This is a genomic window from Ornithinimicrobium humiphilum (assembly GCF_006716885.1).
Taxonomy (GTDB): Bacteria; Actinomycetota; Actinomycetes; order Actinomycetales; family Dermatophilaceae; genus Ornithinicoccus; species Ornithinicoccus humiphilus.
On sequence record NZ_VFPU01000001.1, the window covers coordinates 1489921 to 1503472 of the forward strand.

Below are 13552 nucleotides of genomic sequence, written 5' to 3' on the forward strand. Positions count from 1 at the left end.
GCCCGTGACCGACCCTCTCACCACCGGAGGTCACCCGTGCCGCTCTCCGAACACGAACAGCGTGTACTGGCCCAGATGGAGCAGGCCCTCTACGCCGAGGACCCGCGTCTGGCGACCACGCTCAAGAGCTCCGCGTCGGCCTCCGGGCACGGGCTGGACCGGCGTCGGGTCGCTCTCGGTGTTCTCGGTGCGGTGGTCGGCCTCGGTCTCGTCGTGCTCGGCGTCATGTCGCAGATGATCTGGGTCGGCGCGATCGGCTTCCTCCTGATGGTCCTCGGCGGCGCCTGGGCGGCCAAGCCCCCGGCCCGTCCCAAGCTCGGCGTCGTCGGCGGCGACGGCAAGGGTGGCGGCGGTGGTGGTGGCCGCCGTGGTCCTCGTGGGCCGCGTCCCTCCGGCGGGAGCTTCATGGAGCGTATGGAGCAGCAGTGGGACAAGCGCCGGGAGCAGGGTCTCTGAGCCGACCGTCGGGGTTTCCGCGCTGACCGTCCTGGTCGGCTCGAAGTGCTGACCGTCAGGTCAGGACGATCACGGTCAGCGCCCACGCGGCGATGATCGTGAAGGCGGTCGCCAGCTCGATGAGGATGTTCGTGCCGACCGCACGCAGCGCGTGCCCGGTCGCGCGCAGGGCCTCCGAGGTGTCGCGGGTCCGCACGAGGGAGACCAGGAAGATCCCCACCGGGAAGCCGACGAACAGCCCGACCACCGGGATCACGAAGGCACCGACGATCGCGGCGAGCACCCCGGCCACCAACGTGCTCGTGCTCACGCCGGCACGCTTCATACGCTGCCCGGGGACCAACCACTGCAGGACCATGCCCGCGAGGTAGAGGGCCACGACGACACCGAGCAGCACCCACCCCGTCGTCGACCGCTCGTCGAGGGCCCACAGCAGCACCCCGCCGACGATCAGCAGCAGCCCCGGCAGCACCGGGACGACGATCCCGACCACGCCGACGGCCATCAGCAGCGCGACCACGATCTCCATCCCACTCATGGCGGACCAGTGTGCCAGCCCGCGGGCCGAAACCCGACGAGCAGACCGACGACGAAGCAGCCCGCCCACGCCGAGGCGTGGACGGGCTGCAGGTCGTGCGCGGCCGGATCAGACGACCGGGGTCTCCTCCGCGTGCAGGCGGTGGGTCTCGTCGAGGATGTCGACGTCCTGCAGGTGGCGGAGCTTGTCGAGGTGCTCGCGGCCGTGGTGGGCGCAGAAGTGCAGCTCCAGGCCGTCGCCGAGGCGGGCCCGCACGTAGGCCTGCGCACCGCAACGGTCGCACCGGTCGGAGGCGGTCAGTTCGGGGGTCAAGGTGGCGTTCACGGCGGTCTCCTCTCCTGCACGGCCCGGGAATCCCGGGCCGGTGCGTCTCAGTCAAGCACGTCAACAGGCCGGTACCCGGTCTTTGTGCCCGGAGTGGCCGTGGTTTCGCTCACCGCGTAGTCGGGAACACCCGGGAGCCCGCGGACGTCCGTGCGCCTCCCCGGGCCCGTCGGGGCCGGGCGTTACCCTGCCGGGTGCAGCCGATCACGACGAGTGGAGCCAGCAGCCCGTGACCACCAGCACCGACTACTCCGCACGACACCTCCAGGTCCTCGAGGGCCTGGAGGCGGTCCGCAAGCGCCCGGGCATGTACATCGGGTCCACCGACAGCCGCGGCCTCATGCACTGCCTGTGGGAGATCATCGACAACGCGGTGGACGAGGCCCTGGGAGGCCACGGCGACCGGATCGACGTCGTGCTGCACCAGGACGGGTCCGTCGAGGTGCACGACCGCGCGCGCGGCATCCCCGTCGACATCGAGCCGCGCACCGGCCTCACGGGCGTCGAGGTCGTCTTCACCAAGCTGCACGCCGGCGGCAAGTTCGGCGGCACCTCCTACGCCGCCTCCGGCGGTCTGCACGGCGTCGGCGCCTCGGTGGTCAACGCGCTCTCCTCCCGCCTCGACGTCGAGGTCGACCGGGCCGGCAAGACCTACGCCATGAGCTTCCGCCGGGGCGAGCCCGGCACCTTCGCCGACGGCCCCTCCGGTCCCTCGCCCGACTCGGCCTTCAGGCCCTTCGAGAAGGCGAGCGAGCTCGCGGTGGTCGGCAAGGCCAAGCGGGGCGTGACCGGCACCCGGGTCCGCTACTGGGCCGACCCGCAGATCTTCATCAAGAAGGCGCAGTTCGACTACGACGAGCTCGTGGCGCGGGCGCGCCAGACCGCCTTCCTCGTGCCCGGGCTGACCATGGTCATCCGCGACGAGCGCCGGCTGTCCGGCACGCCGGGGGAGTCGGGCCCGCACGAGGAGGTCTTCGCCTACTCGGGCGGCATCACCGAGTACGTCGAGTACCTCGGCCCCGACACGGCCGTGACCGACGTGTGGCGGCTGCAGGGCTCGGGCAGCTTCACCGAGACCGTCCCGGTGCTCGACGAGCTCGGGCACATGGTCGTCAAGGAGGTCGAGCGCGAGGCCGAGGTCGACGTCGCCCTGCGCTGGGGGACCGGCTACGACACCACGTTGCGCAGCTTCGTCAACATCATCACCACCCCCAAGGGCGGCACCCACGTCGCCGGCTTCGAGCAGGCGCTGCTCAAGGTCTTCCGCAAGCAGCTCGAGCTCAACGCCCGCCGGCTCAAGGTCGGCAACGACAAGGTGGAGAAGGACGACATCACCGCCGGCCTGACCGCCGTCGTCACCGTGCGCCTCGCCGAACCGCAGTTCGAGGGGCAGACCAAGGAGGTGCTGGGCACCAGCGCGGTGCGCTCGATCGTCTCCCGGGTGGTGGAGAAGGAGCTGACCGAGCGGCTCACCTCCAAGCACCGCGGCGACAAGGCCCAGGCCACGCTGCTGCTCGACAAGGTCGTCGCCGAGATGAAGTCGCGCATCTCGGCCCGGCTGCACAAGGAGACCCAGCGCCGCAAGAACGCCCTGGAGTCCTCCTCGCTGCCGGCCAAGCTCGCCGACTGCCGCAGCAGCGACGTCAACCGCACCGAGCTGTTCATCGTCGAGGGCGACAGCGCCCTCGGCACCGCCAAGCTCGCCCGCTCCAGCGACCACCAGGCCCTGCTGCCGATCCGCGGCAAGATCCTCAACGTCCAGAAGGCCTCGGTCTCGGACATGCTGTCCAACGCCGAGTGCGCCGCGATCATCCAGGTCATCGGGGCCGGCTCGGGGCGCAGCTTCGACGTCGACCTGGCCCGCTACGGCAAGGTCATCATCATGACCGACGCCGACGTCGACGGCGCCCACATCCGCACGCTCCTGCTGACCCTGTTCTTCCGCTATATGCGTCCGCTGGTCGAGGCGGGCCGTGTCTACGCCGCCATGCCGCCGCTGCACCGCATCGAGGTGTCGGCGGGCCGGGGCAAGGCCGGACGCGAGTACATCTACACCTACACCGAGCAGGAGATGCGCAAGACCGTCGCCGAGCTGCAGCGCAAGGGCCGCACCGTCAAGCAGCCCCTCCAGCGCTACAAGGGCCTGGGTGAGATGGACGCCGACCAGCTGGCCGAGACCACCATGGACCCGCGCCACCGCACGCTGCGCCGGATCACGCTGGCCGACGCCGCCCGCGCCGACCACGTCTTCGACCTGCTGATGGGCTCCAGCGTCGCGCCGCGCAAGGACTTCATCATCGAGTCCGCGCACGAGCTCGACCGGGAGCGCATCGACGCCTGAGGCGGCGCCCGACCTCGGGCGATCCTCCCCGGCAGCCCGTGCCGCGACCTGTTGCGGGGCATGCCTCCCCGGAGCAGAGTGAGGACCACGCACCGTCCGCGTGGCCGGTGGTCGGCACTCGGGGAGGGTGGCAATGACGTCGACGGAGAGCACGACCGGGACGACGGGGGAGAGCGGCGCGCCGGAGCTGAGGCGGGTCCTCGGGCCCAAGCTGCTGCTTCTCTTCATCGTCGGCGACATGCTCGGCACCGGCATCTACGCGCTGACCGGTCGGGTCGCCGAGGAGGTCGGTGGCGCCGTCTGGCTCCCCTTCCTCGTCGCCTTCGCCATCGCGGTGATCACGGCCTTCGCCTACCTCGAGCTGGTCACCAAGTACCCCAAGGCGGGGGGAGCGGCGTCCTTCGTGCACCGCGCCTTCGACCTGCACTTCCTCACGTTCCTCGTGACCTTCGCGGTGATGGCCTCCGGCATCACCTCCGCCTCGACCGCGGCGAAGGCCTTCGCCTCCAACCTCGCGGCCGGCCTGGACCTCGACTGGGGACCGGAGAGCATCCAGGTGCTGGGGATCGCCGTCGCCTTCATGCTGGTGCTCGCCCTCATCAACTTCCGCGGGGTCTCCGAGAGCGTGAAGCTCAACGTGGTGCTCACCCTCGTCGAGCTCAGCGGACTGCTGCTCATCATCTTCGTCGGGCTGTGGGCCGTCCTCGGCTTCTCCGACGCGGAGGTCGACCTCTCCCGGGCCGTGATGTTCGACAGCGCGGGCGACAAGAACGCCTTCCTGGCCGTCACCGCGGCCACCAGCCTGGCGTTCTTCGCCATGGTCGGCTTCGAGGACTCGGTCAACATGGCCGAGGAGGTCAAGAACCCGTCGAAGATCTTCCCCAAGGTCATGCTCACCGGCCTCGGCTTCACGATCGCCATCTACCTGCTGGTCTCGCTGACCTCGGTGGCGCTCGTGCCGATCGGTGAGCTGGGGGAGGGCGAGACCCCGTTGCTCACGGTGGTGGAACGAGGTGCGCCGAACCTGCCGATCGACACCTTCTACCCCTTCATCGCGATGTTCGCGGTGGCCAACACCGCCCTGATCAACATGCTCATGGCCTCCCGCCTGCTCTACGGGATGGCGCACCAGGGGGTGCTGCCGAAACCGCTGGGTATGGTGCACCGCGGCCGCCGCACCCCGTGGATGGCCATCGTGGTCACGACCCTCTTCGCGGTCGCCCTCATCCTCGTCGTCGGCGGCATCAGCGAGCTCGGCGGGACCACCGCGCTTCTCCTGCTGGCCGTTTTCACCGTCGTCAACGCCGCCGTGCTGGTGCTGCGGCGCGACCCCGTCGACCACGACCACTTCCGCGCCCCCACCTGGGTGCCGGTCGTCGGCGTCCTCACCTGCGCCTACATGGTGGGTCCGTGGACCGGCCGGGCGGTCGTGCAGTACCAGATCGCCGGTTGGGTGCTCGGCGTCGGCGTCCTGCTCTGGGCGGTGACCTGGTTCCTCAACCGGGCGCTCTACGCCCGGCCGACGAGGATCAAGGACCCGCACGACCTGGCCGACAGCGACGAGCTCCACCGACGGTCCTGACCAGCGTCTTCCCGTTCGGTGCCCGGACCGGTCCTGGGAGGCGATTGGGGCTCGGGGGGTGGTCTGCGGTAGACTGGTACGTCACCCGGGCCGGATGCGGCCGGGTCCCACACCTCAGGACGATCCGATCCTGGGGTCCGCGGGCGCCGTTCTGAAGTCGAGCGCCTGGAGGTAGGTCCGATCACGCCGAGGGGCGTCGAGGCGAGATCCCACCTCGATACAACCCGAAGTGAGTCGTGCCGTCATGGCCAAATCTGTCAGCGCCGGGAGCACCGGCAAGAAGTCCCGTCACACCCCGGCCCAGAAGAAGGCCGCCCGCGAGGCCCGCGAGAAGCAGGCCCGTGCGCAGCTCAAGGGCCCCCGTCGCCGCCCCGAGGGCCGCTACGGCGAGAGCAGCGACCGCCGCGACGACCGTGGCGGCTACCAGCGTCGCGACGACCGCGGCGGTTCTGACCGTCGTGACGACCGCGGTGGTTACCAGCGTCGCGACGAGCGGGGTGGCTACCAGGGTCGTGAGGACCGTGGTGGCTACCAGGGCCGGAGCGACCGCGGCGGTTACCAGGGCCGCAACGACCGCAGCGGCTCCGACCGCGGCGGTTACCAGGGTCGCAGCGACCGTGGTGGCTTCGAGCGTCGTGACGACCGCGGCGGTTACCAGGGCCGGAGCGACCGCGGCGGTTACCAGGGCCGCAACGACCGCAGCGGCTCCGACCGCGGCGGTTACCAGGGTCGCAGCGACCGTGGTGGCTTCGAGCGTCGTGACGACCGTGGCGGTTACCAGGGCCGGAGCGACCGCGGGGGTTACCAGGGTCGCAGCGACCGTGGTGGCTTCGAGCGTCGTGACGACCGTGGTGGCTACCAGCGCCGCGACGACCGTGGTGGCTACCAGCGTCGCGACGACCGTCCCGCCCGCCCCCGCTGGGCCGACGAGGACCGCAGCGACTACCGCCAGGAGCGCCGCGACCGCGAGGTCCGCGAGGAGCGCCGCACCGGCAGCCGCAACGAGCACACCTGGCGCACCCACCGTGACGAGCGCGACGGCCGCGAGGCCCGTCGGGGCCACCACGAGGGCCGCGGCTGGGAGGACCGCCGTCACCGCGGCGACCGCTTCGACGACCGCCGTGGCGGCCGCCCCGAGCGCGACGACGCCGGCTTCGTCGAGGCCGAGCAGGAGCGTGAGGCCGCCGACGCGGCCTACCAGGAGCACCTGGCCGCCAGCGCCGCCAAGGAGACGGTCGCGACCGTCACCGAGGACAACGGCTTCGCCGCGCTGGGTCTGCACGAGGACCTGGTCGCCGCCCTAGCCCGCACCGGCATCACCCAGCCGTTCCCGATCCAGGCCGCGACCATCCCGGACGCGCTCGAGGGCAAGGACCTGCTGGGCCGCGGCCAGACCGGCTCGGGCAAGACCATGGCCTTCGGCCTGCCGATGCTGCACCGTCTCGCCGGGCGTCCCCGCGCGGTGCCGCACCGCCCGCGCGCCATCATCCTCACCCCGACGCGCGAGCTCGCCATGCAGATCGTCGACGCGCTGGCCCCGCTCATGCGTGCCATCGACAAGCGCTTCCTGCTCGTCGCCGGCGGTATGTCGTACACCCCGCAGCTCGCGGGCCTGGAGCGTGGCGTCGACGTGCTCGTCGCCACCCCGGGCCGCCTGATCGACCTCATCGAGCGCTCGGCCGCCGACCTCTCCGAGGTCGAGGTCACGATCCTCGACGAGGCCGACCACATGGCCGAGATGGGCTTCGTCGACGCGATCAAGCAGGTCCTCGACCTGACCCCGACCGATGGTCAGCGGCTGCTGTTCTCCGCGACCCTCGACCACGGCGTGGACCAGGTCGCCCAGGCCTACCTGACCGACCCGGTGACGCACTCGACCGACGACGTCGCGGCCTCCGTGGACACCATGGAGCACCACGTCTTCCTCGTGCACCCGCACCACAAGAAGCCGATCACCGCGGCGATCGCCAACCGGCCCGGCCGCACCGTGGTCTTCTGCCGGACCAAGCTCGGCGCCGACCGCGTCGCCATGCAGCTGCGCGACTCCGGCGTCTTCGCCGCCGCGCTGCACGGTGGTCTCAACCAGGCCCAGCGCACCCGGGTGCTGGACGCCTTCAAGGGCGGCACCCTGCCGGTCCTGGTCGCCACCGACGTCGCCGCCCGCGGCATCCACGTCGACGAGGTCTCCCTGGTCCTGCAGGTCGACCCGCCGGCCGACCACAAGGACTACCTGCACCGCTCGGGCCGCACGGCGCGCGCTGGTGAGGACGGCGTCGTGGTGACCCTGGCGCTCCCGCACCAGAAGCGTCAGGTCGGTCGCCTGCTCGACGCCGCCGGCGTGCAGACCGACCCGCTGCCGGTCGCCCCGGAGGACGTGGCGGTCATCGAGACCGCCGGCGGCTCCGTGCCCGACGCCGAGCCGATCCCCCAGAGCCGCCTCGACGACATCCTGCGTCCCCCGCGCCCGCAGGGGCGGGGCGGCCGGGGCCGCTACAACGACCGCAACGGTCGTGACGGCGGCCGTGGCGGACGGGGTGGCTACGGCGGCCGTGGCGGTGACCGCGACCAGCGCGGTGGCCCCTCGCGGCGCCCGCGTCGCGACCCCGACGCCCCGGCCCGCGACGCGCGCCCCGACTGGCGCCCGCGCGGCTGACGACGCACCCTGAGGGGGCGGTACCGGACCGGTACCGCCCCCTCTTGGCATAGTTATGCGCCATGTCCCGCCACGCTTGACGCTGGGTCCGGCCCGGCACGACTCACCCGGTGAGACGCAGTTCACCGTGGGCGACGGCATACCTATGCAGAGTGCGGCATAAGATGACGGCAGGCTGCGGCGGAGAGGCACCGCCGCGGCCCCGTCCATGACCGGAGGCAGCATGACGACGTCCGCGACCGAGACCATCATCGACCCGGCCCTGCAGGGCGCCTACCAGGAGGTGCTCCGGCGCAACCCCGGAGAGCACGAGTTCCACCAGGCGGTCGAGGAGGTCCTGGGCAGTCTCGGGCCCGTGGTCTCGCGCCACCCGCACTACCTCGCCGAGAGCGTCATCGAACGGCTCTGCGAGCCGGAGCGGCAGATCATCTTCCGGGTGCCGTGGACCGACGACGCCGGTCAGGTGCAGATCAACCGCGGCTTCCGCGTCGAGTACTCCTCGGTGCTCGGCCCCTACAAGGGAGGCCTGCGCTTCCACCCCAGCGTCCTCCTCGGCACCGTCAAGTTCCTCGGCTTCGAGCAGATCTTCAAGAACGCCCTGACCGGTCTGCCCATCGGCGGCGCCAAGGGCGGCTCCGACTTCGACCCCAAGGGTCGCTCCGACGCCGAGGTCATGCGCTTCTGCCAGTCGTTCATGACCGAGCTCTACCGGCACCTGGGGGAGTACACCGACGTCCCCGCCGGCGACATCGGTGTCGGCAGCCGGGAGATCGGCTACCTCTTCGGCCAGTACAAGCGCATCACCAACCGCTACGAGGCCGGCGTCCTCACGGGCAAGGGCCTCGCGTGGGGCGGGTCCCGGGCGCGCACCGAGGCGACCGGCTACGGCACCGTCTACTTCGCCAACGAGATGGTGCGTCACGCCGGCCGCTCCCTCGACGGGCAGCGCGTGGTCGTCTCCGGCTCGGGCAACGTGGCGATCTACGCCATCGAGAAGGCCACCGAGTTCGGCGGCACCGTCGTCGCGGCCTCCGACTCCTCCGGATACGTCGTGGACGAGGCGGGCATCGACCTGGACCTGCTCAAGGACCTCAAGGAGGTCCGTCGCGAGCGGATCGTGCGCTACGCCGAGGAGAAGGGCGGCAACGTCCGCTTCGTCGAGGGCGGCAGCATCTGGGACGTGCCGTGCGACGTCGCCCTCCCGTGCGCGACCCAGAACGAGCTCGACGACACGGCCGCGGCCACCCTCGTGCGCAACGGGGTCTCGATCGTGGCCGAGGGCGCCAACATGCCCTGCACACCCGGGGCGGCGCGGACCTTCCGGGAGGCCGGCGTGCTCTTCGGCCCGGGCAAGGCCGTCAACGCCGGTGGCGTCGCCACCTCGGCGCTGGAGATGCAGCAGAACGCCTCGCGCGACAGCTGGACCTTCGAGCACACCGACGAGCGGCTGGGCGACATCATGCGCAACATCCACGAACGCGTCGTCACCACCGCCGAGGACTACGACCGGCCCGGTGACTACGTGTTCGGGGCCAACGCCGCGGGCTTCACCGCGGTGGCCGACGCGATGCTCGCGATGGGAGTCATCTAGCCGGCGACCCCCTAGGATCGTCGGCCATGACGACGACGACCTCCCACGACGTGGTGGTGGTCGGTGGTGGCCACAACGGCCTCACCGCGGCCGCCTACCTGGCCCGCGCCGGCCGCTCGGTGCTCCTCCTCGAGCGGCAGGACGCCCTCGGCGGGGCGACGGTCTCCGCCGAGGCCTTCCCCGGCATGGGTGCACGGCTGTCCCGCTACAGCTATCTGGTCAGCCTGCTGCCGCGGCAGATCGTCGACGACCTGGGGCTGTCGCTGCGGTTGGCCCGGCGTCGCTACTCCTCCTACACCCCGGTCCCCGGCGACCCTGGTGCCGGCCTGCTGGTCGACAACCAGGACGCCGCGGCGACGGCGCGCTCCTTCGCGGCCGTGGGCGCTGCCGGTGACGCGGCGCGGTGGGAAGAGTTCTACCGCCGCACCGGGCGGCTGGCGCGGGCGATCTGGCCGACGGTGACCGACCCTCTGCCGCGCCGCTCCGAGGTCGCCGAGCGCATCGGGGACCCCTCGCTGGTCCACGACTTCCTGGAGCGACCGCTGGGCGAGGTCGTGGAGTCGACCTTCACCTCCGACCTGGTGCGCGGCGTCGTGCTCACCGACGGCCTCATCTCGACCTTCGCCCACCCGCACGAGGCCGACCTGCGGCACAACGTCTGCTTCCTCTACCACGTGGTCGGTGGCGGCACGGGGGACTGGGACGTGCCGATCGGCGGTATGGGGCAGGTGTCCGGTCAGCTGGAAGCGGCCGCCCGGGACGCGGGGGCCGAGCTGCGCACCGGCGCCACCGTGACGAACGTGGAGGAGGGTGCGGTCACGTGGCAGGACGACGCGGGGACCGAGCACCGGGCGACCGCCGGCCACGTGCTGTGGGCCGCCGCTCCGACCGTGCTGGACGACCTCATGGGCGCGACGCACGCGCGGGTCGAGGGTGCCCAGGTCAAGGTCAACCTGCTGCTCTCCCGGCTGCCGAGGCTGCGGGACACGTTGGTGGACCCGGTCGCGGCCTTCGGCGGCACCTTCCACATCAACGAGACCTACGACCAGCTCACCGTCGCGCACGACGCGGCCGTCGCCGGGCGGGTGCCGGAGCCGATGCCGGCGGAGATCTACTGCCACTCCCTGACCGACCCCTCGATCCTGTCGCCGGGGTTGCAGGCCTCGGGCGCCCAGACGCTGACGGTCTTCACGCTGCAGACCCCCGACCGGCTGCTCGACGAGACCGACGAGGGCATGCGCGTCCGCCTGGAGCGCGCCACCCTCGACTCGCTCAGCTCGGTGCTCGCCGAGCCCATCGACGACGTCGTCCTGCGCGACCCGCAGGGGCGGCCGTGCGTGGAGACGCGCACGACCCGGGACCTGGAGGCCTCGCTGGCCATGCCGGGAGGCAACATCTTCCACGCCCCCCTCACCTGGCCGTGGGCCGCGGACGACGACCCGCTCGACACCCCCGCACGCCGGTGGGGCGTGGAGACGGCATACCCGGGGGTCATGCTGGCCGGCGCGGGCTCCCGCCGTGGTGGCGGGGTCAGCGCGCTGGGCGGCTACCACGCCGCCCGGGCCGTGCTGGAGTCCTGACCACCGGCTCTCCCACCGTGCACTCCCGTCGTGGGAGGGCGGACGTGGAAGGGGCCCACGCCGTGCGGCGTGGGCCCCTTCCGTCGTGACGGGCGACCGATCAGGTGTCGCGGAACGGGTGCGGCTGGCTGCCGCGCTCCTCGTCGTCGCGGACGAGGTCGGGGTCCTCGTGCGGACCGCCGACGACCTCCGGCCGGCTGCGCAGATACATGATCGCGGCGATCAGTCCGCCCCAGACGAGCACGAGGGCGACGATCATCATGACGATGGCGATGGGGTCCATCAGCGGTTCTCCTCCTCGAGCTCGGGCCAGGGACGGAACGCGGAATCGTCACGATCCTTCCACGGCAGCGCCGTGAGGATCGCCGACATGACCAGGGCGAAGGCCAGCGTGCCCCAGCCGAAGATCCCGACGTACCAGCCCGGCAGGCCCTCGTAGCCCTCGCTGACGAGGGTGATGAGCTTCTGGACCAGCATGATGACGAGGAAGACCGGCGCCACGATGCCGACGAGCGCCAGCCACCAGTTGCCCAGGTGGAAGGTGGAGACCGCGTTGAGGTGGCTGCGGAGCAGCTGGCCCCGGCGGAACACCCAGACCACGAGGACGGACATCACGATCGCCGAGAGCACGATGCCGACGTTGTTGGCGAACTGGTCGACCGTGTCGAGCGCGAGCAGGCCCGAGGTGGTCGAGAAGAGCGAGAACGAGATCAGCGCGCAGACGGCCGAGACCGAGATCGCGCTGACCCGCCAGGACAGGCCGAACTTCTCCTGCACGGTCGCCGCCACACCCAGCAGGATCGAGATCAGCGAGGTGAAGCCGGCGATCACCAGCGAGGCGAAGAAGACCGCGCCGAAGATGTTGCCGCCCGGCATCTCGGAGATGACCGCGGGGAAGGTGACGAAGGACAGGATCGGGCCGGTGAGCCCCTCCAGCTCGTCGATCTGCACGCTCTGGCGGAAGGCCAGGAAGCCCAGCGTCGCGAAGACGCCGATGCCCGCGAGCAGCTCGAAGGAGGAGTTGGCGAAGGCGACCACGAGACCGGAGCTCGTCATGTTGGCCTTGCGGCGCTGGTAGGACGCGTAAGTGACCATGATGCCGAAGGCGATCGACAGCGAGAAGAAGATCTGGCTGTAGGCCGCGATCCACACGTCGAGGTCGAGCAGGGCGCCCCAGTCGGGGGTGAAGAAGGCGTTCAGGCCGTCCATGGCGCCGGGCAGCGTCAGCGCCCGGATGACCAGGCCCGCGAAGGCGATGCCCAGCAGCGGGATGCCGATGACGTTGACCTTCTCGACGCCCTTGGCGACGCCGAGCGCGAGGACCACCAGCACGGCGATCCAGACCACGGCCAGCGGGATGGCGACGGAGGAGACGATCGTCGTGGACACACCCGGGTCGCTCACCTGCAGGTACTCGCCGACGAAGAAGCCGGCGGTGTCCTCGCCCCAGCGCAGGTCGAAGGCGAAGACGAAGTAGCTCAGCGCCCAGGCGATGACGGCCGCGTAGTAGACCGAGATGATGAACGAGAGCATGATCTGGAACCAGCCCAGAGCCTCGGCCTTCTTCTTCATGCGCCGGTAGGCCAGGGGGGCGGCACCGCGGTAGCGGTGGCCGATGGCGTAGTCCAGGAACAGGATGGGGATACCGGCGGTCAGCAGCGCCACGAGGTAGGGGATGAGGAAGGCTCCTCCACCGCTCTCGTAGGCGACGCCCGGGAACCGCCAGATGTTGCCCAGACCGACCGCCGACCCGATCGCCGCGAGGATGAACCCGGTGTTGCCGGTCCACGTCTCGCGGTTCTCGGGGGCGACGCGGGCAGGTGTTGTCTCTGCCACGACGAGCCTCCTCCGTGAGGTTGGGGTTGGGGATCAGTGGACCGAGCCGGAACGCGGGGGCCTGCGGCTCGATCCTGCCGAATGTAGCGGACAACCACGGGGACCGGAACCAACCCCCCGGTGGGTCGCGCACCCGCGTCTGCGCAGGTCGAGGGCGCTGTGCCACGCTGGGGCCATGACGCGGCGGATCCTCGTGCTCAACGGCCCCAACCTCAACCTGCTCGGCACCCGCGAGCCGGAGATCTACGGGACGACCACGCTCGCCGACGTCGAGGCGCTCTGCGCCGCAGAGGCGACCCGGCACGGGCTGCAGGCCACCTGCGTCCAGACGAACTCCGAGGGCGCCCTGGTCGACGCGCTCCACGAGGCCGCTGCCGCCGGGGACGTGGTGGGGGTCGTGCTCAACGCGGCGGCCTACACCCACACCTCGGTGGCGCTGCTCGACGCGATCAAGGCCACCCGGCTGCCGACCGTCGAGGTCCACATCTCCAACCCGCACGCCCGCGAGGCCTTCCGGCACGTCTCCTACGTCTCGCCGGTGGCCGAGGCGGTCATCGCCGGCGCCGGCGCGGACGGCTACCGCTACGCGGTCGACCTGCTCGCTCGCCGCCACGGCGCGGCCTGAGCAGGGCGTACGGCATACCCTCCGGG

11 protein-coding genes are annotated in these 13552 nt (G+C 71.2%); 7 read left to right on the forward strand and 4 right to left on the reverse strand.

Features of this window, described 5'->3' with window-relative positions; translation table 11 throughout:
* The first annotated feature begins 36 nt into the window (after window positions 1-36).
* On the forward strand, window positions 37-456 hold the full coding sequence (locus FB476_RS06850; RefSeq protein ID WP_141818114.1) for a DUF3040 domain-containing protein: 420 nt from the start codon (window positions 37-39) through the stop codon (window positions 454-456).
* A gap of 55 nt (window positions 457-511) precedes the next feature.
* On the opposite strand, the gene FB476_RS06855 is transcribed toward FB476_RS06850, so the two are convergent.
* Window positions 512-994 (reverse strand): DUF456 domain-containing protein, encoded by a 483-nt coding sequence (locus FB476_RS06855; RefSeq protein WP_141818115.1) that lies wholly within the window; start codon window positions 992-994, stop codon window positions 512-514.
* A gap of 108 nt (window positions 995-1102) precedes the next feature.
* Window positions 1103-1318, reverse strand: a complete 216-nt coding sequence (locus tag FB476_RS06860; protein ID WP_141818116.1) for a DUF7455 domain-containing protein — start codon at window positions 1316-1318, stop codon at window positions 1103-1105.
* 229 nt (window positions 1319-1547) lie between these two features.
* Here FB476_RS06860 and FB476_RS06865 point away from each other — a divergent pair, with 229 nt between their 5' ends.
* The 5 genes from FB476_RS06865 (at window position 1548) to FB476_RS06885 (ending at window position 11065) form a co-directional block, all read left to right on the forward strand.
* Window positions 1548-3659: a DNA gyrase/topoisomerase IV subunit B gene (locus FB476_RS06865; RefSeq protein WP_141818117.1), complete on the forward strand. Its 2112-nt coding sequence runs from the start codon at window positions 1548-1550 to the stop codon at window positions 3657-3659.
* Window positions 3660-3792: 133 nt separating this feature from the next.
* Window positions 3793-5241 (forward strand): APC family permease, encoded by a 1449-nt coding sequence (locus FB476_RS06870; RefSeq protein ID WP_141818118.1) that lies wholly within the window; start codon window positions 3793-3795, stop codon window positions 5239-5241.
* Between the two features lie 229 nt (window positions 5242-5470).
* Window positions 5471-7894 (forward strand): DEAD/DEAH box helicase, encoded by a 2424-nt coding sequence (locus FB476_RS06875; protein ID WP_272949392.1) that lies wholly within the window; start codon window positions 5471-5473, stop codon window positions 7892-7894.
* Window positions 7895-8117: 223 nt separating this feature from the next.
* On the forward strand, window positions 8118-9485 hold the full coding sequence (gdhA, locus tag FB476_RS06880) for an NADP-specific glutamate dehydrogenase (RefSeq protein ID WP_141818119.1): 1368 nt from the start codon (window positions 8118-8120) through the stop codon (window positions 9483-9485).
* A 26-nt stretch (window positions 9486-9511) separates the two neighbouring features.
* Window positions 9512-11065, forward strand: a complete 1554-nt coding sequence (locus tag FB476_RS06885; protein WP_141818120.1) for a phytoene desaturase family protein — start codon at window positions 9512-9514, stop codon at window positions 11063-11065.
* A gap of 100 nt (window positions 11066-11165) precedes the next feature.
* Here the strand turns inward: FB476_RS06885 and FB476_RS06890 are convergent, their stop codons facing one another.
* Window positions 11166-11348, reverse strand: coding sequence for a methionine/alanine import family NSS transporter small subunit (locus FB476_RS06890; RefSeq protein WP_141818121.1), 183 nt, complete (start codon window positions 11346-11348; stop codon window positions 11166-11168).
* Entirely contained in the window at window positions 11348-12901 is a 1554-nt protein-coding gene (locus FB476_RS06895; RefSeq protein ID WP_141818122.1) for a sodium-dependent transporter, read from the reverse strand. The genes FB476_RS06890 and FB476_RS06895 overlap by 1 nt, the downstream gene beginning before the upstream one ends.
* Before the next feature lie 175 nt (window positions 12902-13076).
* On the opposite strand from FB476_RS06895, the gene aroQ reads away from it, so the two are divergent.
* Window positions 13077-13526, forward strand: coding sequence for a type II 3-dehydroquinate dehydratase (gene aroQ, locus FB476_RS16660; protein WP_141818123.1), 450 nt, complete (start codon window positions 13077-13079; stop codon window positions 13524-13526).
* Window positions 13527-13552 lie beyond the last annotated feature (26 nt).

Bases quoted from the DNA above. Each gene is read 5' to 3' on its own strand.
- FB476_RS06855 (WP_141818115.1), bottom strand. From the start codon at position 994: ATGAGTGGGATGGAGATCGTGGTCGCGCTGCTGATGGCCGTCGGCGTG.
- FB476_RS06870 (WP_141818118.1), top strand. From the start codon at position 3,793: ATGACGTCGACGGAGAGCACGACCGGGACGACGGGGGAGAGCGGCGCG.
- gdhA (WP_141818119.1), top strand. From the start codon at position 8,118: ATGACGACGTCCGCGACCGAGACCATCATCGACCCGGCCCTGCAGGGC.
- FB476_RS06885 (WP_141818120.1), top strand. From the start codon at position 9,512: ATGACGACGACGACCTCCCACGACGTGGTGGTGGTCGGTGGTGGCCAC.
- FB476_RS06890 (WP_141818121.1), bottom strand. From the start codon at position 11,348: ATGGACCCCATCGCCATCGTCATGATGATCGTCGCCCTCGTGCTCGTC.
- aroQ (WP_141818123.1), top strand. From the start codon at position 13,077: ATGACGCGGCGGATCCTCGTGCTCAACGGCCCCAACCTCAACCTGCTC.